This is a genomic window from Cellulomonas carbonis, assembly GCF_014636275.1.
In the GTDB taxonomy this organism is placed as follows: Bacteria; Actinomycetota; Actinomycetes; order Actinomycetales; family Cellulomonadaceae; genus Actinotalea; species Actinotalea carbonis.
In genome coordinates this window covers 233,291-252,193 of the sequence record NZ_BMEB01000003.1, presented here as the reverse complement: position 1 = coordinate 252,193, position 18,903 = coordinate 233,291, and the positions used below count along the sequence as shown (strand labels likewise).

The 18,903-nt window shown below is 75.0% G+C and carries 18 protein-coding genes; 10 read left to right on the top strand and 8 right to left on the bottom strand.

The annotated features are described in order from the left end of the window. Positions 1-67 precede the first annotated feature (67 nt). The 4 genes from IEV86_RS11195 (at position 68) to IEV86_RS11180 (ending at position 3,908) form a co-directional block, all read left to right on the top strand. Positions 68-1,057, top strand: a complete 990-nt coding sequence (locus IEV86_RS11195) for a DUF4862 family protein (protein WP_081978789.1) — start codon at positions 68-70, stop codon at positions 1,055-1,057. Then, positions 1,054-2,043: an NAD(P)-dependent oxidoreductase gene (locus tag IEV86_RS11190; RefSeq protein ID WP_229734614.1), complete on the top strand. Its 990-nt coding sequence runs from the start codon at positions 1,054-1,056 to the stop codon at positions 2,041-2,043. The genes IEV86_RS11195 and IEV86_RS11190 overlap by 4 nt, the downstream gene beginning before the upstream one ends. Beyond that, a complete protein-coding gene (nhaA, locus tag IEV86_RS11185) occupies positions 2,040-3,287 on the top strand; it encodes a Na+/H+ antiporter NhaA (RefSeq protein ID WP_043607570.1) in 1,248 nt (415 codons plus the stop codon). Before IEV86_RS11190 ends, nhaA begins: the two co-directional genes overlap by 4 nt. Positions 3,288-3,398: 111 nt before the next feature. Then, the gene (locus IEV86_RS11180) at positions 3,399-3,908 is read left to right on the top strand and encodes an ASCH domain-containing protein (RefSeq protein WP_043607569.1); all 510 of its coding nucleotides are present in this window, start codon (positions 3,399-3,401) and stop codon (positions 3,906-3,908) included. Positions 3,909-3,955: 47 nt separating this feature from the next. On the opposite strand, the gene IEV86_RS11175 is transcribed toward IEV86_RS11180, so the two are convergent. Continuing rightward, positions 3,956-4,717, bottom strand: a complete 762-nt coding sequence (locus tag IEV86_RS11175) for a deoxyribonuclease IV (protein WP_043607567.1) — start codon at positions 4,715-4,717, stop codon at positions 3,956-3,958. Positions 4,718-4,900: 183 nt separating this feature from the next. Next, positions 4,901-5,479, bottom strand: a complete 579-nt coding sequence (locus IEV86_RS11170; RefSeq protein WP_052426303.1) for a DinB family protein — start codon at positions 5,477-5,479, stop codon at positions 4,901-4,903. 121 nt (positions 5,480-5,600) lie between these two features. On the opposite strand from IEV86_RS11170, the gene recQ reads away from it, so the two are divergent. From recQ to IEV86_RS11145, 5 genes are all read left to right on the top strand, one after another. Beyond that, entirely contained in the window at positions 5,601-7,670 is a 2,070-nt protein-coding gene (gene recQ, locus IEV86_RS11165) for a DNA helicase RecQ (RefSeq protein WP_081978788.1), read from the top strand. Positions 7,671-8,029: 359 nt separating this feature from the next. After that, the gene (locus tag IEV86_RS11160) at positions 8,030-8,950 is read left to right on the top strand and encodes a DUF559 domain-containing protein (protein WP_043610481.1); all 921 of its coding nucleotides are present in this window, start codon (positions 8,030-8,032) and stop codon (positions 8,948-8,950) included. 121 nt (positions 8,951-9,071) lie between these two features. Beyond that, positions 9,072-9,881 (top strand): hypothetical protein, encoded by an 810-nt coding sequence (locus IEV86_RS11155; RefSeq protein WP_043610482.1) that lies wholly within the window; start codon positions 9,072-9,074, stop codon positions 9,879-9,881. A gap of 189 nt (positions 9,882-10,070) precedes the next feature. Next, complete coding sequence (locus IEV86_RS11150; protein WP_081978928.1) at positions 10,071-10,718, top strand: hypothetical protein; 648 nt, start codon at positions 10,071-10,073, stop codon at positions 10,716-10,718. A gap of 46 nt (positions 10,719-10,764) precedes the next feature. Then, positions 10,765-11,601 carry an arginase family protein gene (locus IEV86_RS11145; RefSeq protein WP_043609872.1) on the top strand — a complete coding sequence of 279 codons (837 nt, stop codon included), beginning with the start codon at positions 10,765-10,767 and terminating at the stop codon, positions 11,599-11,601. Positions 11,602-11,611: 10 nt separating this feature from the next. On the opposite strand, the gene mgrA is transcribed toward IEV86_RS11145, so the two are convergent. The 5 genes from mgrA to IEV86_RS11120 form a co-directional block, all read right to left on the bottom strand. Continuing rightward, complete coding sequence (gene mgrA / locus IEV86_RS11140) at positions 11,612-12,643, bottom strand: L-glyceraldehyde 3-phosphate reductase (RefSeq protein WP_043609875.1); 1,032 nt, start codon at positions 12,641-12,643, stop codon at positions 11,612-11,614. A gap of 50 nt (positions 12,644-12,693) precedes the next feature. Continuing rightward, complete coding sequence (locus IEV86_RS11135) at positions 12,694-12,999, bottom strand: DUF2087 domain-containing protein (RefSeq protein ID WP_052426543.1); 306 nt, start codon at positions 12,997-12,999, stop codon at positions 12,694-12,696. 96 nt (positions 13,000-13,095) lie between these two features. Further along, a complete protein-coding gene (locus tag IEV86_RS11130; RefSeq protein WP_081978930.1) occupies positions 13,096-14,088 on the bottom strand; it encodes an NAD-dependent epimerase/dehydratase family protein in 993 nt (330 codons plus the stop codon). A 167-nt stretch (positions 14,089-14,255) separates the two neighbouring features. Continuing rightward, positions 14,256-15,896 (bottom strand): catalase, encoded by a 1,641-nt coding sequence (locus tag IEV86_RS11125; RefSeq protein WP_043609883.1) that lies wholly within the window; start codon positions 15,894-15,896, stop codon positions 14,256-14,258. Between the two features lie 56 nt (positions 15,897-15,952). Beyond that, the gene (locus tag IEV86_RS11120) at positions 15,953-16,486 is read right to left on the bottom strand and encodes a Fur family transcriptional regulator (RefSeq protein WP_188484667.1); all 534 of its coding nucleotides are present in this window, start codon (positions 16,484-16,486) and stop codon (positions 15,953-15,955) included. Positions 16,487-16,722: 236 nt separating this feature from the next. On the opposite strand from IEV86_RS11120, the gene IEV86_RS11115 reads away from it, so the two are divergent. Then, on the top strand, positions 16,723-17,187 hold the full coding sequence (locus IEV86_RS11115; protein ID WP_043603329.1) for a tRNA (cytidine(34)-2'-O)-methyltransferase: 465 nt from the start codon (positions 16,723-16,725) through the stop codon (positions 17,185-17,187). A gap of 19 nt (positions 17,188-17,206) precedes the next feature. On the opposite strand, the gene IEV86_RS11110 is transcribed toward IEV86_RS11115, so the two are convergent. Further along, positions 17,207-18,748, bottom strand: coding sequence for a glycosyltransferase family 2 protein (locus IEV86_RS11110; RefSeq protein ID WP_081978509.1), 1,542 nt, complete (start codon positions 18,746-18,748; stop codon positions 17,207-17,209). Positions 18,749-18,903: the final 155 nt, after the last annotated feature.

Below are 18,903 nucleotides of genomic sequence, written 5' to 3'. Positions count from 1 at the left end.
GAACGACGAGGCTCCTGCGGGTTTCGTCCTCCGCTGAGGCCGACCTCCCCGAGTGGACCGAGGACCGATGGACGACGACGTCGCACGACCCCTCCCCCTGCTGGGCGCCTACGCCCTCGAACCCGCCGACCCCGCCGAGGCGCGCGCGCTGTACGAGGGCGTGGCCGCGCTCGGCGTCGGGGGCCTCGAGCTGCCGCTGCCCGCCGAGCCCCTCACCGACGCGGGCGTGTGGGACGTCGACCCCGCATGGGACCTTCTCGTCACGTGCATCCCGACCGTCATGGGACGGCTCGCGCACGACGCCGCGTACGGGCTCGCCTCCGCGGACGACGACGGCCGGGACCGGGCGGTCGCCGACGTCGCGCGCGCCGCGAGCTTCGCGCGTCGGCTCGCCGACCGCGCCGGCCGTGCGCGCGTCGTCGGGATCGAGGTCCACAGCGCGCCGGGACCCCGCGAGGGATCCACGGACGCCCTCACGCGCTCGCTCGACGAGCTGGTCGCCGTCGACCTCGCGGGCGCCCGCCTGCTCGTCGAGCACTGCGACGAGCGCGTGGGCGACCGACCCGCAGCCAAGGGGTTCCTGCCGCTGGCCGACGAGCTCGACGCCGTCGCCCGCGCGGCCGGCGTCGGCGTCGCGGTCAACTGGGGACGCTCGGCGATCGAGGGACGCAGCACCGCGACGCCCGTCGAGCACGTCCGGGCCGCGCGCGCCGCCGGCGTGCTGGGCGCGGTGGTCCTGTCCGGGGCCACGGACGCCCCGACCGCGTGGGGCGACGCGTGGGGGGACGCCCACATCCCGCCGCGCGGCGACGACCCCGCGCTCGCCGCGTCCGCCGCGTCGCTCCTCGGGGTCGACGAGGTCCGCGACACCCTCGCGGCGGCCGGTCCCGCGACCCTCGTCGCCGTCAAGGTGTCGGTGCGGCCGCGGGACGCCTCGGTCGAGGCGCGCCTCGCGGTCGCACGGGCGAGCCTCGGGCTGGTGGCGGCCGCACGCGAGGTCCGCGAGCGGGCCACGCGCGAGGGTGCGCAGCCGCTCGCGGACGAGGTCGCGCGGTGACCGCCGTCGGGTTCGTCGGCCTCGGCGTGATGGGCGCCCCCATGGCGGAGCACGTCCTGCGGGCGGGCTTCGACCTGCACGTCACGGCGCGACGCCGCGCGAGCGCCGACCGGCTCCTCGCCGGGGGCGCGACCTGGCACGACTCCGCACGCGCGATGGCGGCGCACGTCGACGTGGTCGTGCTCATGGTCCCCGACCTGCCGGACGTCGACGCGGTGCTCGACGGACCCGAGGGCCTGCTCGCGGGCGTGACGCGCCCGGTCGTCGTCGTCGTCAGCTCGACCGTGTCACCCGAGGGGGTGCGCGCTCTCGACCGGCGCGCGCGCTCCGCGACAGGCGGCCTCGTGCACGTCGTCGACGCACCCGTGAGCGGCGGCGAGGAGGGCGCGGTGGCCGGCACCCTGTCGGTCATGGTCGGCGGACCCGCGGACGACGTCGCCGTGGTCGCGCCCGTGCTGGCGGCGACCGGGACGGCCGTCCACCTCGGGCCGCTCGGCGCCGGGCAGGTCGCCAAGGCGTGCAACCAGATGATCGTGGCCGCGACCGTCCTCGCGCTCGGCGAGGCGTCCGTCGTCGCGGAGCGCGCCGGGCTCGACGTCGGCGCGATGCTCGACCTCCTGGGCGGCGGCTACGCGGGCAGCCGTCTGCTCGAGGTCAAGAAGCACCGCTTCGCCGCGCACGACCACAGCCCGTCCGGCCCCGCACGCTTCATGGTCAAGGACCTGCGCTTCGCGGCCGAGGAGGCCGCCCGGACCGGCACCGCGACGCCTCAGCTCGACGCCGTCCGCGGCGTCTTCACCGACCTGACCGCGGCGGGCCTCGGGGACCTCGACACGAGCGTCGTCCAGGAGCACGTCGCGTCGCTGACCCGGGCCGGTGCGCCCACGGCGGGCACCTCCGCGACGGCCCCCGCTCCCCCCGAGCCCGCTGCCACCACCCCAGCCCGCGGCACCCCCGCTCCCACCACCCACGAGGAACCGGCATGAACGACCGACCGCGGACCTTCGGCGTCCTCTCCCCCGGCGGGCTGCGCAACTTCGCCGACACCCTGCGCGCCGAGAACACCGGCGCGCTGCTGCTCGTGGTCGGGGCCGCCGTCGCGCTCGTGTGGGCCAACTCCCCGGCACGCGACGGCTACGCCGCCCTCAGCGGGCTCGTCGTCGGCCCGCACGCGCTGCACCTCGACCTGACGCTCGCGCAGTGGGCGACCGACGGGCTGCTCGCGATCTTCTTCTTCGTCGTCGGGCTCGAGCTCAAGCGCGAGATGGTCGAGGGGCAGCTGCGGCGCCCGTCGACCGCGATCGTCCCGATCCTCGCCGCGGTCGGCGGGATGGCGGCACCCGCGCTGCTGTACACCGCGGTCAACGCGCTGAGCGCCGACGGCGCGGCCCAGGGCTGGGCGATCCCCGTCGCGACCGACATCGCGTTCGCCGTCGCCGTCCTCACGCTGTTCGGACGGCGCCTGCCGACCGCGCTGCGCGCGTTCCTGCTGACGCTCGCGGTCGTGGACGACCTGCTCGGCATCGTCGTCATCGCGGTGTTCTACAGCGACGGGATCGCCGCGCTGTGGCTCGGGGCCGCGCTCGCGCTGGCCGCGGCCTTCGCCGTCGTCGTGCGGCGCAGCGGCTCGCCGTGGCTGCTCGTGCCGGTCGCCGTCGCGACCTGGGGCGCGATGCACGCGTCCGGGGTGCACGCCACGATCGCGGGCGTCGTGCTCGGCTTCACGGTCCCCGTCGCGGCGCGCGCGGGCCGCGAGCGCGGGCTCGCCGAGCACTACGAGCACGTCTGGCGGCCGGTGTCCGCAGGGCTCGCGGTGCCCGTGTTCGCGCTGTTCGCGGCCGGCGTGAGCCTCTCGCCCGAGGCGCTCGCCGGGACCGTCGCCGACCCCGCGGCCCAGGGCGTCGCCGTGGGGCTCCTGCTCGGCAAGCCGCTCGGCATCCTCACCGCGACGTACCTCCTCGTCCGGCTCACACGCGCGAACCTCGACCCGTCGGTGCGGTGGGCCGACCTCGCCGCGGTGAGCGTCGTCGCGGGCATCGGGTTCACGGTGTCGCTGCTCATCGGCGAGCTGTCGTTCGCCGAGACGTCGCCGCACGCGGAGCACGCCAAGGCGTCGATCCTGCTCTCGTCGCTCGCCGCGGCCGCCGTCAGCGGCGTGCTCCTCACGTGGCGCTCACGCGTGCACGCCGCGCGGCAGACCCGGCACCTGGAGCAGGTCCCGAGCGTCTGACGCGGACGGGGCCTCGCAGGCCGGCCGGTCCCGGGTCGACCGGCCGCACGCGTCGGCGTGGGCCGGCCGCGGGGACGGCGCCCGCCGAGCCGCGGCTGGCAGGATCGCCGGGTGAGCGACCGGACGCCCCTGACCCCGCCCGACGTCGACGCCGCCGAGCGGATGTGGGCCGAGTACGCCGCCGCACGGCCGGCGCAGGCCGCGGCCGGGCCCGAGCACGTCGCCGACCACTTCGGCGACTCGGTCGAGCTCTCGGCCGAGCTGCTCGGCCTCGTGCTCTCGGGCGCCAAGCGCGCGACGGCGGCGCTCGCGTCGGACTTCCCCGCGCACGGCGAGCCGCTCCCGCGCATCGGGTCGCACTGGGTCGCGTGCGACGGCGACGGCGCACCCGTCGTCGTCCTCCGGACCACGGAGCTGCGGCTCGGGCCGATCGACAGCGTCGACGACGCGTTCGCACACGACGAGGGCGAGGACGACCGCACGCGCGCGTCCTGGCTCGAGGGTCACCGGCGCTACTGGACGCGGGTCTGCGCCGCGCGCGGCGAGGCGTTCGACGAGGCCGAGGACGTCGTCTTCGAGCGGTTCGAGGTCGTGTGGCCGCCGGAGCACGCCGACCGCTGAGGGCGCAGACCCGCTGGGACCAGGCCGCGGGGATCAGGCCGCTGGGCTCAGCCCGCGAGCGCGGCCCGCAGGAACGCGATGTCCTCGGCCTGGCGCTCGACCGGCGTCTCGACGACGACGTCGCACCCCGCCTCGCGGACGACGTGCGCGATGAGCTCGGGCGGGATCGTGCCCGTGGCGAAGTTCGCGTGGCGGTCGCGGCTCGATCCGAACGGGTCGCGCGAGGAGTTCGCGTGCACGAGGTCGATGCGGCCGGTGATGGCGCGCACGCGCTCCACGATGGTCTCGAGGTCCTCGCCGGCAGCCCACGCGTGGCACGTGTCGAGGCACAGACCGACGTCGTAGCCGCCGATCGCGTCCCACAGCATCGCGAGGCGGTCGAGCGTCCGCGCGCACGCGTTCTCGCCGCCGGCCGTGTTCTCGACGAGGACGAGGACGGGGAACGTGTCGCGCTCGAACGTCTTGCGCCAGTTGTCGACGCCGACCGCGATGTCGTCGCCGTCGCCCACGTGACCGCCGTGCACGATCAGCCCCTTGCCGCCGAGCGCGGCGGCCGCCTCGGCGTGCTGCGCGATCATCTTGCGGCTCGGGATGCGGATCTTGTTGTTGGTCGACGCGACGTTGACCAGGTACGGCGCGTGGGCGTAGAGACCCAGGCCCGACCCGAGGATCGCGTCGGCGTCGTCGCGCGGCACGGGCTTCTTCCACCCCTGCGGGTCGGCCAGGAACACCTGCACGGCCTCCGCGCCGACCGTCGTCGCCGCCTCGACCGGGTCGTCACCACGCACGTGCGCGCCGATGAGCGCCATCGCGCCTCCCTCCGTCCCGGTCAGGCTAGACGAGGGCGTCGGGGCACACGCCCGGGCCGGACCGCCCCTGCGCCCCCGTCGGCCTCACCCGCCCGTCGCGCCGCGCCGCTGCCCGCGCCGGCCTTGGCGGGCGTGCGCTGTCCTGCGCTGTCCTGCGCCGTCCTGCGCCGTCCTGCGCCGTCCTCACTCGCCCGTCGCACCGTCGACGGCCTCGCGCAGCAGGTCCGCGTGGCCGTTGTGCCGCGCGTACTCCTCGACCATGTGGACGAGGATCCAGCGCAGGTTGGGCGCGCTGCCGTCGGCCTTGCGCCGGTCCGCGAGGCGGTCGAGGCCGCCGTCGGCGAGCGCCTGCTCGACCGAACGCCGTGCGCGTACGACGGCGTCCTCGCAGAGCCGTCGGAGCGCGTCCGGCTCGTCGTCGGCGGCCGAGTGCCAGTCCCAGTCGCGGTCCGCGGACCAGTCCACGGTGTCCCACGGCGCGACCGGCTCCTGCCCGAGCAGCACCTCGCCGAACCAGCTGTCCTCGACGTAGGCCAGGTGCTTGAGCAGCCCGCCGAGCGTCATCGTGGACGGCGGGAGCGTCGCGCGCAGGGCCGCCGCGTCGAGCCCGGAGCACTTCCACGCCAGCGTCGCGCGGTGGAACTCGAGGAAGCCCAGCAGGGTCGAGAGCTCGTCGCCCGTGAGCGGCGGCTCCGGGCGGCCCTGCTCGTCGACCACGAGGGTGGGCGTGGGGGTCGTGCGACGGTCGTCGTCCTCCGGCATGGGGCGAGGGTAGGCGCGGGGTGCGCGGCGCCGTCGTCGGCGGCCTGTGCGCGGCGCGTCGCCGTCGTCGGCGCCTGTGCGCGACGCCGTCGCTGTCAGTCGCGCCTCGTACCCTTCCCGGGTGACCTCCCCCTGGCCCGTCGACGTCGAGCCGCCCTTCGACCCCGCGTACGACGACGTCCCGTACGACCCGGCGTACGACGACGCTCCACCGGAGGACCCGTTCGCGTCCGGCCCGTCGTCGGGTGCGTCGCCGGCCGGTTCGTCGGCGGCAGGCTCGTCGTCGGGCGCCCCCGGCCGACGCGCGCGCCCCCCGCTGCCACCCCCGCCGCCGCGCGCGGTCCCGCCCACGGCCGACGACGGCCCTCGGCCCGACCCGCTCGACGTGCTCGGCACGGTGTTCGGGTACGACTCCTTCCGCGGCGAGCAGGCCGAGATCATCCGGACCGTCGTCGACGGCGGCGACGCGCTCGTGCTCATGCCGACCGGCGGCGGCAAGTCGCTGTGCTACCAGATCCCCGCCCTGGTCAGGCCGGGGACGGGCGTCGTCGTCTCGCCGCTCATCGCGCTCATGCAGGACCAGGTGGACGCGCTCTCGGCGCTCGGCGTGCGCGCGGGGTTCCTCAACTCGACGCAGGACCCGGACCAGCGCCGCGCCGTCGAGCGCGACCTCCTCGCGGGCGAGCTCGACCTGCTCTACCTCGCACCCGAGCGCCTGCGCGTCCCGGCGACCGTCGAGCTGCTCGACCGCGCGCGCATCGCGCTGTTCGCGATCGACGAGGCGCACTGCGTGTCGCAGTGGGGTCACGACTTCCGGCCCGACTACCTCGAGCTGTCGATGCTGCACGAGCGCTGGCCCGACGTCCCGCGCATCGCGCTCACCGCGACCGCGACGGCGCAGACCCGCGCCGAGATCGCGACGCGGCTCCAGCTCGAGGACGCGCGGCAGTTCGTCGCGAGCTTCGACCGTCCGAACATCCAGTACCGGATCGTCCCGAAGGCCAGCGCGCGCTCGCAGCTGCTCGACCTGCTGCGCACCGAGCACGCGGGCGACTCGGGGATCGTCTACTGCCTCTCGCGCGCGTCCGTCGAGCAGACCGCCGCGTTCCTCACCGCCGAGGGCATCCCCGCGCTGCCGTACCACGCCGGCCTCGACCGCCGGGTGCGCGCCGCGAACCAGTCGCGGTTCCTGCGCGAGGACGGGCTCGTCATGGTCGCGACGATCGCGTTCGGCATGGGGATCGACAAGCCGGACGTGCGGTTCGTCGCCCACCTCGACCTGCCGAAGTCGGTCGAGGGGTACTACCAGGAGACGGGGCGCGCGGGCCGTGACGGGCTCCCGTCGACGGCGTGGCTCGCGTACGGCCTGCAGGACGTCGTGCAGCAGCGCCGCATGATCGACACCTCCGAGGGCGACGCCGCGCACCGGCGGCGGCTCGGCGCGCACCTCGACGCGATGCTCGCGCTGTGCGAGACGGTCACGTGCCGGCGCGTGCAGATGCTCGCGTACTTCGGCCAGGACGGGCAGGCGTGCGGCAACTGCGACACGTGCCTCACCCCGCCCGAGTCGTGGGACGGGACGGTCCCGGCGCAGAAGCTGCTCAGCACCGTGGTGCGCCTCGAGCGCGAGCGCGGCCAGCGCTACGGCGCCGGGCACCTCGTCGACATCCTGCTCGGCAAGCAGACGCCGCGGATCACGCAGCTCGGGCACACGAGCCTCAGCACGTTCGGGCTCGGCGCGGACCTGTCCGAGGGCGAGTGGCGCGGCGTCGTCCGGCAGCTCCTCGCGCAGGGCCTGCTCGCGGTCGACGGCGACGGGTACGGCACGCTGCGCGTGACCGAGGAGAGCGGCGCGGTCCTGCGCGGCGAGCGCGAGGTGCGGCTACGGCGCGAGCCCGAGCGTGCTGCGCGGGTCCGGTCCCGCGGGTCGCGCAGCGGGTCGAAGCAGCCCGCCGCGGCGGTCGGGCTCGACGACGCGGCCACCGCGACGTTCGAGTCGCTGCGCGCGTGGCGTGCGGGTGCCGCCAAGGAGCAGGGCGTGCCCGCGTACGTCGTCTTCCACGACGCGACGCTCCGCGAGATCGCCTCGAGGCGCCCGACGACGCTCGACGAGCTCAGCACCGTCACGGGCGTCGGCGCCGCCAAGCTCGACCGCTACGGGGCGGGCGTCCTCGCGGCCCTCGCGGGCTGACCCAGCCCAGCCGAGCGCTCCCGAGCCCGCGCGCTGCCGCGCCCGCGCGCTTGCCCGCCCTCCAGCGCGCCCGCGCGCCCGTGCCCGCGCGCTCCCCCGCCCGCGCACTCCCCCGCCCGCGCGCACGCACCCGCGATCCCGCGCGCACGCGCTCCCGCGCGCTCCCCCCGCGCGCGTCCGGGCCCCTTCGAGATAAGACTTCGCGTCGGCGTGTCGCGCGACTCGCTGACAGGAAGTCTGATCTCGACCGAGGCCGGGCGAGCGCGCGTGACCCCGCAGCGAACAGGGGCGTCTGAACGGTGCACAGGCTGGGCGGTCCGTGGGTCGGTCGGCGGGCGGCGTCCGGCATCGTCCGGCCGATGGATCTCCCCGCCGAGCTGCGCCGTCGCCCCTTCACGGTCGCCGAGGCCCGCCGCCTCGGGGTGACCGACTCCACGCTGCGCGCGCGTGACCTCTGCACGGGACTCCGCGGGGTCCGTGCCGCCGACGACGTGCCGGACACGACACGGTCGCTCGCGGCGGCGGCGCTCCTCGTCACACCCGAGGGCGCCGTCGTCAGCCACCTCACCGCGCTGAGGCTGCACGGTGCCGAGCCGCCCTGGCCGCTGGACTCCGACCACCGGGTCCACCTGACCGTCCCGGCGGCGCGAACGATCTCGGCGCGGTCGACGCTCGCGGTGCACCGTGCCGGCCGTCGGCCGCCGTGGGTCCTGGTCGACGACCTCCCGGTCGTGACGCCCGAGATGGCGTGGCTCCAGGTCGCGGCCACCGTCGGCGTCGAGATGGCGACCGTGATCGCGGACAGCCTCCTGCGGAGGGTCGCGCCGATCTCGTCGTCGGACCGCCTCGCGGAGGCGCTCGCAACGCTTCCTCCCCGGACGCGAGGGCGACGTGTCGCGACGTCGGCGTTGGCCCTGAGCCGGCCGGGCACCGACTCGTCGATGGAGACCCGTGCGAGGCTCGCGCTCGTGTCCGGCGGTCTGCCGTGCCCGCTCGTCAACGTCCCGGTGCTCGACGACGACGGGCGCTTCGTCGCCCTGCCGGACATGCAGTACGCGCGCGAGCGGATCGTCGTCGAGTACGACGGTGACGTGCACCGCACCGACCGTGCCGTCTGGCGCCGGGACGTGGAGCGCCGTCAGCGGCTCGAGGAGCTGGGCTGGGTCACGGTCACGGCCACGGCAGACGACGTCCTCCGCGACCGCGACCGGCTCGTCGCTCGCGTCGCGCGACTCCTCAGGACCAGGAGTCGCCTCAGTCATCCGTCCACTACTCGTTGAGGTCAGGCTTCGCGTCGGCGTGTCGAGCGACTCGCCGACAGGAACTCTGACCTCGACGGAGGCCCCGGACCTGGGGCAGAAGCGCACCGGCCACGGGGCCCTTTCTGGGACGATCACGCGCATGCTGCGTCACGAGCCCGACCCGTCCGTCGGGGCATGGATCCGACCCCGACTGGCGCCGTTCGGCGACGTCGTCGGGTCCGTGGTCCCGCGAGGCTTCGAGGCGTACGCACGCATCCTCCATCCCGTCCCCGCACCGCTCGACGACCGCACGACCGTCGACACGGAGCGCCACGTCCGGTGGGCCGACGTCGCCGCGGTCACCGGACGGACCGTGCACCCGACCGCGCAGTTCTGGGCCGTCGCGGCGAGGAGCCAGTGGCGCGACCAGGAACCGGGCACGTGGGCCGGCGGTGAACCCCTGGAGGGCGACCTCGGCCCGGACGCCACCCACGCGCTGGTCGACGTGCTGGCCCGCCACGCGCCCGGCGGCGGCGACGCACAGGTCGTCGTGGCGCTCTGGGACGGGTACGGCTGGATCGAGGGCGGCGGCGCCGTGTCGGTCGTCTCCGTGGACGACGACGGCGTGGGCGCCGTTCGTCACCCGGGCCCCGCCTTCGAGCCGTCGGTCCTCCGGGGCCCACGCCTCGAGCTCCCGCACCGGGAGTACCTGCTGTTCCGTGGCTCCCTCCGCGACGTCACGTCCCTCGGTCACCAGGTGACGCCGTCGTGGTTCGAGGCCCAGTCCCCCAACCTGCTGTGGCCCGTGGACGGCTCGTGGTGCGTCGCGACGGAGATCGACCTCGACTCGACCCTGGTCGGCGGACCCCGGCCGCTCGTCCGTGCCGTCGTGGAGTGCCCGGGGCTGGAAGCGCTGGACGTGCACGTCGACGACCCGATCACGATCGACAGCGACCACCTCAACCGCTGAAGCCAGGACCTGAGGAGGCCTCCGGTCCCGCAGGCCTCCCCCATCCCGTCGAGATCAGAGTTCGTGTCGGCGTGTCCCCCGACTCGCCGACACGAACCCTGATCTCGACGAGGGCGCACGAGGACCGAGCGCGCGGAGTCGGGCCGATCGTCCCTGTCGCCGCCGCCGGTGCGGGCGTTCAGTGGCTGCATGAGCACACTGCGTCGTACCGCCGTCCCCGTCGCCGCTGCCGTGGCGACGGCTGTCGTCGCCGCCTACCCCACCGCCCGCCGCCGGGCACTGGAGTGGGGGGCCACCCCGGACGAGACCACCGCCGTCCTCCCGGGCGACTCTCTCGTCCCCCGCGCCGACCTCGTCGCCACGCGCGCGACCGACGTCGACGTCCACCCCGACCACGTCTGGCCGTGGCTCGCGCAGATCGGGCAGGGCAAGGCCGGCTTCTACAGCTACGAGGCGCTCGAGAACCTCGCCGGCTGCGACATCCACAACGCCGACCGCGTCGTGGGGTCGTGGCAGGACGTCGCCGTCGGCGACGAGGTCCACCTGCACCCCGACGTCGCGCTGCGCGTCGCGCTCGTCGAGCCGCCCGACGCCCTCGTCCTGCACGGCGGCGCACCCACCGACGACGACGGCCCCGCGCTGTTCGACTTCTCGTGGGCGTTCGTCGTGCGGCCCGGCCGCGACGAGGGGCACAGCCGGCTCGTCGTCCGCGAGCGGTACCACTACCGGGCGCCGTGGGCGGGGAGCGTCGTCGAGCCGGTCGCCTGGGTGAGCGCGCTGATGACCGAGAAGATGCTGCGCGGCATCCGTCACCGCGCGGAGGGCGTACCCGTCTGACGGAAAAGCATGGACATGCAGTCCACCGCATGTCCATGCTTCCGTCATGGATGCTCTCTCGCGAGACCTCGAGCTGGTCGTCCCCCTGTGGCGGGGCGGTGGTGACGAGCGCGTCGTCGCGGGCGCCGACGCCCTCGCCGCCCTCGTCCCGCAGCGGGCGCCCCGCGTCGAGGTCCCCGATCCGCACGGTTCCGCCGCACAGCGTCCGCCCGTCACGACGCGCGGCCTCGGCGTCCTCGACGCCGAGGCCGTCGTCGCCCACGCGCGCGCCGTCACGGCGGCACTGCGCGAGTCCCGGGCGTCACGCGTCGTCGCCCTGGGTGGCGACTGCGCGATGGGTACGCCCGTCGCGGGCGCGCTGCTCGACCAGCACCCTGACCTGCACGTGATCTGGGTCGACGCGCACGGCGACCTCAACACGCCCGGGACGAGCCCGAGCGGTCTGGCCTACGGCATGCCGCTGCGCGCGCTCCTCGGCGACGGGCACCCCGGCCTCGTGCCGGACCGGCCGCTGCGCGGCGACCACACCATGCTTCTCGGTGTCCGGGAGCTCGATCCGGCGGAGCGGGACTTCCTCGCCGCCGGCGACGTCGCGGTGGTCCCGCCCGCGGGCGCCGACGCGCTGGTCGCCGCGGTCCTCGACCGCATCCCGGCCGGGGCTCCGGTGCACGTCCACCTGGACCTCGACGTGCTGGACCCCGAGGTGTTCCCCGCCGTCGCCGTGCCCACACCGGGAGGGCTCGACGTGCCGACCCTGGCGGCCGTCGCGACCACGCTCCGCGCGCACGCCGACGTCGTCGGGTTCACCGTCACGGAGTACGTCCCGGAGGTGCCGCACGACCCGGCACCGCTGGTCGAGGTGCTCCACGCGTTCGGCGCCTGAGGCGGTCGGCCTACCGGCCGGTGCCGTCCACGGCGTGCGGCTCGATCGCGGCGAGCTCGTCGTCGGTGAGGTCCGGCCCGCTCAGCGCGGCGACGTTGTCCTCGAGCTGGGCGACGCTGCTCGCGCCGATGAGCGCCGACGTGACGCGCTGGTCGCGCAGCACCCACCGCAGCGCGAGCTGCGCGAGGCTCTGCCCGCGGGCCGTGGCCACGTCGTCCAGGGTGCGGGCCCGCGCGAGGTACTCATCGGAGATGCGCTCGGCCTTGAGGAAGTGCCCGACGGCGGCCCGCGAGTCGGCGGGGACCTCACCGGACAGGTAGCGCCCGGTCAGCAGGCCCTGCTGGAGCGGGCTGAACACGATGGTGCCGACGCCGAGGTCCTCGACCGCGTCGAGCAGCGTCTCGACCTCGCCGTCGGCGACGTGCTCGACGTGCCGGTTGAACATCGAGTAGCTCGGCTGGTGGATGAGCAGCGGCGTGCCGAGGTCCGCGAGGATCCGGGCGGCCTCGCGCGTCTGGGACGGCGAGTAGCTCGAGACGCCCGCGTAGAGCGCGCGCCCGCTGACGACGGCGGTGTGCAGCGCACCCATCGTCTCCTCGAGCGGCGTCGTGGGGTCGAAGCGGTGGCTGTAGAAGATGTCGACGTAGTCGAGGCCCATGCGGCGCAGCGACTGGTCGAGCGACGAGAGCAGGTACTTGCGCGAGCCGCCGTCACCGTAGGGGCCGGGCCACATGTCGTAGCCGGCCTTGGTCGAGATGATCAGCTCGTCGCGGTACGGGCGCAGGTCGAGCGCGAGGGCGCGGCCGAAGTTCTCCTCGGCCGACCCGTACGGCGGGCCGTAGTTGTTCGCGAGGTCGATGTGCGTGATGCCGAGGTCGAACGCGCGCCGCAGGATCGCGCGCTGCGTCTCGAACGGCTTCGTGTCACCGAAGTTGTGCCAGAGCCCGAGCGAGAGGGCCGGAAGGTCGAGACCGCTCCGGCCGCACCGCCGGTAGGTCATCGAGTCGTAGCGGTCGGGGGCAGCGGTCCACGGCGTCGTCACGGGTCCACGCTAGTCCTCGGCGGCGCCGCCGAGGCCCGCGATGCCCACCGTCACCGGAGGTCGTCGAACTCCGTCACGACCGTCCGCCAGTACTCGCTCCCGTCGCGCGTGCGCGTGAGGACCCCCGCGTCGACGAGCTCGCGCCGCAGCCCTACGGGATCCCGTGCCAGGTCGGCGAGGCGCTCCGTCAGCTCGCGCTCGCCGACCGGCTCGTGGACGCCGACGGCGCACGTGCCGAGGTACCGGAGCACGAGGTCCTTGTCGGCGCGGCGCCGCGGCATCGTCTCGAGCCTCCCCCGGAGGAGGAACCGCTCGGGCGGCGGGGCTGGCGCGAGCTCGGGGCTGTCGTCGACCACCCGTCGAGGCTACGAGGCGCGCCGCCGGCCGGGCGACACCCGACCGCCCCGGCCGTCGCCCGGACCCGTGCCACGGGTCAGCGCCCGTGCGACGCGTCAGCGCCCGTGCGTCTCCGCCCGCACGGCCTCCGGGAGCCCGGGGTGCTCGAGCCCCGCGTCGCTCAGCCAGCGCCACGTGTCGCGGACCGTCTCCTCGACCGGCCGTGACGGGAGGCCGAGCCGCCGTGCGCGGGACGTCCCGACCTGCCACGCGGTCGCCGCGACATCGCTCGGCATCCACAGCGGGAGGTCGCGCCACGGCTGCGCTCCGGCGGCGAGCAGGTCTGCCTGCGGCACGGCGACGAGATCCGCGGCGCGACCGCCGTCGGCGGCCACGGCGACCCGGCACGCCTCGACGAGCGCGCCGAAGGTCGTCATCCCCGCGTCGCCCGTCGCGTTGACCGCGCCGGACCAGTCGGCCGCGGCGGCGTCGACGAGCCACCCGCCGAGGTCGCGCGCGTCGACGACCGCGACCGGCTGGTCGAGGCCCTCGGCGGGGACGACGACGCGCTCCTCGCGGGCGATGCGGTCGAGCCACCACGTGAGCCGCTTCGTCCGGTCACCGGGTCCCACGATGAGCCCGGCGCGCACCGCGAGCGCCGCGTCCCCGAACGTCGCCGCGAGGACGCGCTCGCTCTCGGCCTTCATCGGCCCGTACTCGTCGAGGTCCGCGTCCGCCCCGAACGTCGGCGCGCTCTCGTCGGGGACAGGACCCGGTGGCCAGTCGCGGTAGGCGCTGATGCTGCTGACGTACACGTACCGCGGCACGTCGGCGAGCACCTCGGCGGCGGCGCGAGCGCCCGCGACCGTGTAGCCGCAGCAGTCGACGACGGCGTCGACGCGCCGCGCGAGCACGGGCGCGAGCGCCTCACCCAGCGACCCGGCGTCGTCGCGGTCGCCGACGACGTGCCGGAGTGCGCCGTCGTCGGCCGTCGCCAGCATCGGCCGCGTCCCGCGCGTCACGGCCGTCACGGTGTGCCCGCGGTCGAGCGCCGCGTCGACGACGGCGCCGCTGAGGAAGCCCGTCCCGCCCAGGACCACGAGGTGCATGGACCGAGCGTGGACGACGACGAGGGCCGCCGCCAGCACGTCCGCTCAGGGCGGACGGCCGACGACGGCCCTCGGACGGGTCGGCACGGGTCGGCACGGGGTGAGGCGCCACCGGCCTCAGCGGGCGGAGCCCACCTCACCGGTCGACCCACCGGTCGGCCTGGTCGTCACCCGGCGACGACGACCCGCTCGTTCGGCACGCAGTGCGTCATGACGAGCCCGCTGACGTCGCGCGGGCCGTTCTTGCCGAGGTTCGCCAGGCGCGTCCGCTCCTCCTCGGTCAGCGTCTGGCCGGGCAGCGGCTCGAGGTGGCGTACGTCGTCGGCGGTCAGGCCGATGCCGTCGCCGACGCGACGGCCCAGCTCGTCCTCGACCATGAAGAAGTGCCAGAGCATGCGCTCCTGGATCGCGCGGTCGCACTGCGACAGGGCAGCGACGAGGTTCGCGACCAGGTCGTCCTGCTCCCACGGCTCCGACAGGAGGAAGCGCTGACCTGCCTGGAGGTAGTCGTTGGTCCGCTCGATGCGCTCGCGCGTGAGGCGGCCCCTCACGACCGGGCTCTGCTGGGGCGCCGGCTTGGCCGCCTCCCGCAGGCCGCCGGTGATGGACGGCTCGTAGTTGACGTGCGGGTTGGTGCCCACCTCGTCGCGGCCGTACGCCATCTGGCCGCCCTGCTGGTTGGTGTGCACCGGAGCCTTCGGCTTGTTGACCGGCAGCTGCAGGTAGTTCGGACCCACGCGGTACCGCTGCGTGTCGGAGTAGGAGAACGTGCGGCCGACGAGCATCTTGTCGTCCGAGAAGTCCAGGCCGTCGACGAGGACTCCGGTGCCGAACGCGATCTGCTCGTTCTCGGTGAAGACGTCGCCCGCGTTGCGGTCGAGCACCATGCGGCCGACGGGGCGCAGCGGGAACTGGTCCTCGGGCCAGACCTTGGTGTCGTCGAGCGGGTCGAAGTCGAGCTCGGGGTGCTCGTCGTCGCTCATGATCTGGACGTTGAGCTCCCACTCGGGGAAGTCGCCGGCCTCGATCGCGTCGTAGAGGTCCTTGGTGTGCGCACCGAGCGTCTGCGCCTGGACCGCGGCGGCGTCGGCGGCCGTCCACGACCGCACGCCCTGCTTGGGCAGCCAGTGGTACTTGACCAGGACCGTCTCGCCCGCGGCGTTGACCCACTTGTAGGTGTTGACCCCGAACCCCTGCATGGTCCGGTACGACGCGGGCGTCCCCCGCGGGCTGAAGACCAGCATGATCATGTGCATGGCCTCGGGCGTCTGGCTGAAGAAGTCGAACGCGCGGTTGGCGACGTTCGCCTCGAAGGTCACGGGGTCGGGCTTCTGCGAGTGGATGAAGTCCGGGAACTTGATCGCGTCGCGGATGAAGAAGACGCCCAGGTTGTTGCCGACGAGGTCCCAGTTGCCGTCCTCGGTGTAGAACTTCACCGCGAAGCCGCGCGGGTCGCGCGCCGACTCCGAGGAGTCGCGGCCGCCGGCGACCGTCGAGAACCGCAGCGCGACGTCGGTGCGCTTGCCCTTCTCCTGGAACAGCTTCGCCCGCGTGTACCGGGCGATCGGCTCGTCCCCGAGCGTCCCGTACGCCTCGAAGTACCCGAAGGCCGTCGTCCCCCGCGCGTGCACGACGCGCTCCGGGATCCGCTCGCGGTCGAAGTGGCTGATCTTCTCGAGGAACTGGTAGTTCTCGAGCGTCGCCGGGCCGCGCGACCCGACGGTGCGCTGGTTCTGGTTGTCCGCGACGGGGTGGCCCTGGCGGGTGGTCAGCACCGGGCGGTCGTCGGGCTGCTGCTGGTCGGTCATGCGGTTCCCTTCCTTCGTGCGGTCGCCGACGCCGGTGGGCGCGGGCGGTCAGGCCGTCAGGCGCCGGGCGTCGCGCGCGGCGCAGGCCCGGCGGCAGCGGCGCCGTCGGCCGCGGCCGGGACTGCGGGAGCCCCGGCGGCAGCGGCACCGTCGGCCGCGGCGCACGCGGCGCAGCGGCCCCAGAACGTCACCTCGGCCTCGTCGACCACGAAGCCGACGGGCGCACCGTGCGGCAGGAGGCACGGGGCCGCGCCCACGGCGCAGTCGACGTCGGTCGTCGCGCCGCAGCCGCGGCACACGAGGTGGTGGTGGTTGTCCCCGACGCGCGCCTCGTAGAGCGTCGGCAGCCCGGCCGGCTCGATCGCGCGGGCCAGACCCGCGCGGACCAGGGCGTCGAGGCAGTCGTAGACCGCCTGGGTCGAGAGGGACCCGAGGCGCGCGCGGGCCCGCTCGGCGACGGCGGCTGCGGGCAGGTGGTGCTCCGCGGCGGTCAGGGCCTCACCCAGGACGTCGAGCACCGCGACGCGCGGGCTCGTCACGCGCAGGCCGGCGGAACGGAGGCGCTCGACGGAGCTCGGGGCGGTGGGCACGGCGCCATCATGGCAGGTTGTCTGGAACGGTTCCAGTATTGGAGCCCTTCCAGGCGTGGCGCGGGCGGGGCGTCGCCGACGGCGGGACGCGCCCGAACACGAGCACCCCGGGCCTGACAGCCCCGCGCCCGCCGCACCCGCCGCACCCAGCGCAGCCCCCGCACCCCCGCACCCCCGCACCCCCGCACCCCCGCACCCCCGCACCCCCGCACCCCCGCACCTGGCACGATCACCCCGTGCTGCGCGTCATGCTCTTCGAGCCGCGGATCGCCGGGAACACCGGCAACGCGATCAGGATGGTCTCCGGGACGGGCGCCGAGCTGCACCTCGTGGAGCCGCTCGGCTTCGACCTGTCCGAGCCCAAGCTGCGGCGCGCGGGGCTGGACTACCACGACCTCGCGCACGTCACGGTGCACGCCGACCTCGACGCGGCGCTCGCCGCGGTCGCGCCCGCACGCGTCCTCGCGTTCACGACGCGCGCGACGACCTGGTTCACCGACGTCGACTACCGCGACGACGACGTCCTGCTGTTCGGCCCCGAGCCGACCGGGCTGCCCGACGACGTGCTCGCCCGACCCGAGATCACCGCCGAGCTGCGCATCCCGATGCTCGCGGGCCGCCGCTCGATGAACCTCTCCAACGCCGCCGCCGTGGCGACCTACGAGGCGTGGCGCCGGCTGGGGTTCCCCGGCGCGGTCTGACCGCCGCGCCGCGGCCCGCTCACTTCCAGCGCCGCCGGGTCCCGCCGAGGAACTGCGTGTAGCCGACCAGCGACGCCGTCGAGCACAGGACCTGGTAGAGCAGCAGGAAGCCGATGTACCCGAGCCTGTTGCGGCGCACCCGCAGGTCCAGCGGCGCGAACACGTGCCGCGACTGGAAGATCCGCAGGCCCCCGTAGACGAGCAGCGTCACCGGGAGCACCGCGAGCGTCCACATCGAGACGACGAGCGGGTGCCCGAGCAGGAACAGCACGAGCCCCGGTAGCCAGATCAGGGCGTACCCGACGTCGAGCAGCGGGATGAGCAGGTCGATCCCCGCGACGAACTTCGTCAGCACGCGCTCCTGACGCCACGGCGGGACGGCGCGGATCCCCTCGAGCATCCCGCGCGCCCACCGCGCCCGCTGCCGGAAGAAGTGCCGCACCCGCTCGGGCGCGTCGGTGAACGCCACAGCCGTCGGCTCGAAGAACACGCGACGTCCGGCCTCCATGAGCCGCCACGTGACGACGATGTCCTCACCGATCGCGTCGGGCCAGCCGCCGACCTCCCGGACGTCCTCCGTCCGGTAGACCGAGAACGCCCCCTGCGCGACGAGGGTCGACTGGTACAGGCCCTGCATGCGCTTCACCGCGGTGATGCCGAGGTAGTAGTCCCACTCCTGCATGCGGGTGAGGAAGTTGCGCCGCGAGTTGCGGACGAGGACGGACCCCGCGACGGCGACCGTGTCGGCCGGGGCGGCCTCGAGGCGCGCGACCAGACGGCCGAGCGCCTCGCGGTGCAGCAGCGTGTCCGCGTCGACCGTCACGACGAGCGGTGTGGTCACGGTCGCGAGGGCCGCGTTCAGCGCGTGCGCCTTCCCCGGGGTGGCCTCGTGGACGACGCGCAACGGGACCCCGAGGGTCGGTGCGGCAGCGAGCGCGCGCTCGACCGTCGCGTCGGTCGAGCCGTTGTCGGCGAGCACGATCGTGAGCTCGCCCGCGTACTCCACGCGCGCGACGGACTCGAGCGTCGCGACGATCCCCTCCTGCTCGTTCCGTGCGGCGACCACCACCGTGACGGCGGAGGTGGCGTCGCTCGAGCGGAGCGGGGGCTGGCGGTCGAGCGCGAGCGAGACCGCGAGGAACGCGACGACGGCACCGGGCAGGTACGCCACGAGGCCGACGACGACGAACGCCCCGACGGGTCCGACGACCGGCGTGAGCTCAGCGATCCACGGGCGGGACAGGACCACCGCGAGGGTGACCCAGAGCGCGGCACCGACGACGGCGACGAGGAACTTCGCGGCCACCGGGACGTAGCGGTGCCGAGAGCGCGGGACCTCGACCGCACCGGCCTCGGCCGTGGTGTCGACCTGCGGTCCGGCTGGCGCAGGGAGCGCTTCCACGACACCGACGGCGGAGCCGTCACCGGTCCCACCGACGGCAGAGCCGTCACCGGTCCCTGCCAGGACGCCGAGCGGGTCGGCCGGGGCGCGCGGCGTGGGCAGCACACCGGAGGGCGCGTCGTCGCGCAACGGAAATGGGGTGGCGTCAGGTGCCGACATGGGTCCTCTGCGGGGGCTGAGGCAGGACGGCGGCGCGGGCGTGGGGGCGCCCTCGCCGCCGTTGGTCACCTGCTACGTCGTCGTGCACGGACGCGCAGGTGAGCGCGGTCGCGGCGGTTCACCCGCCCGGAGCGGGTGAAACCGGACGCGACCAG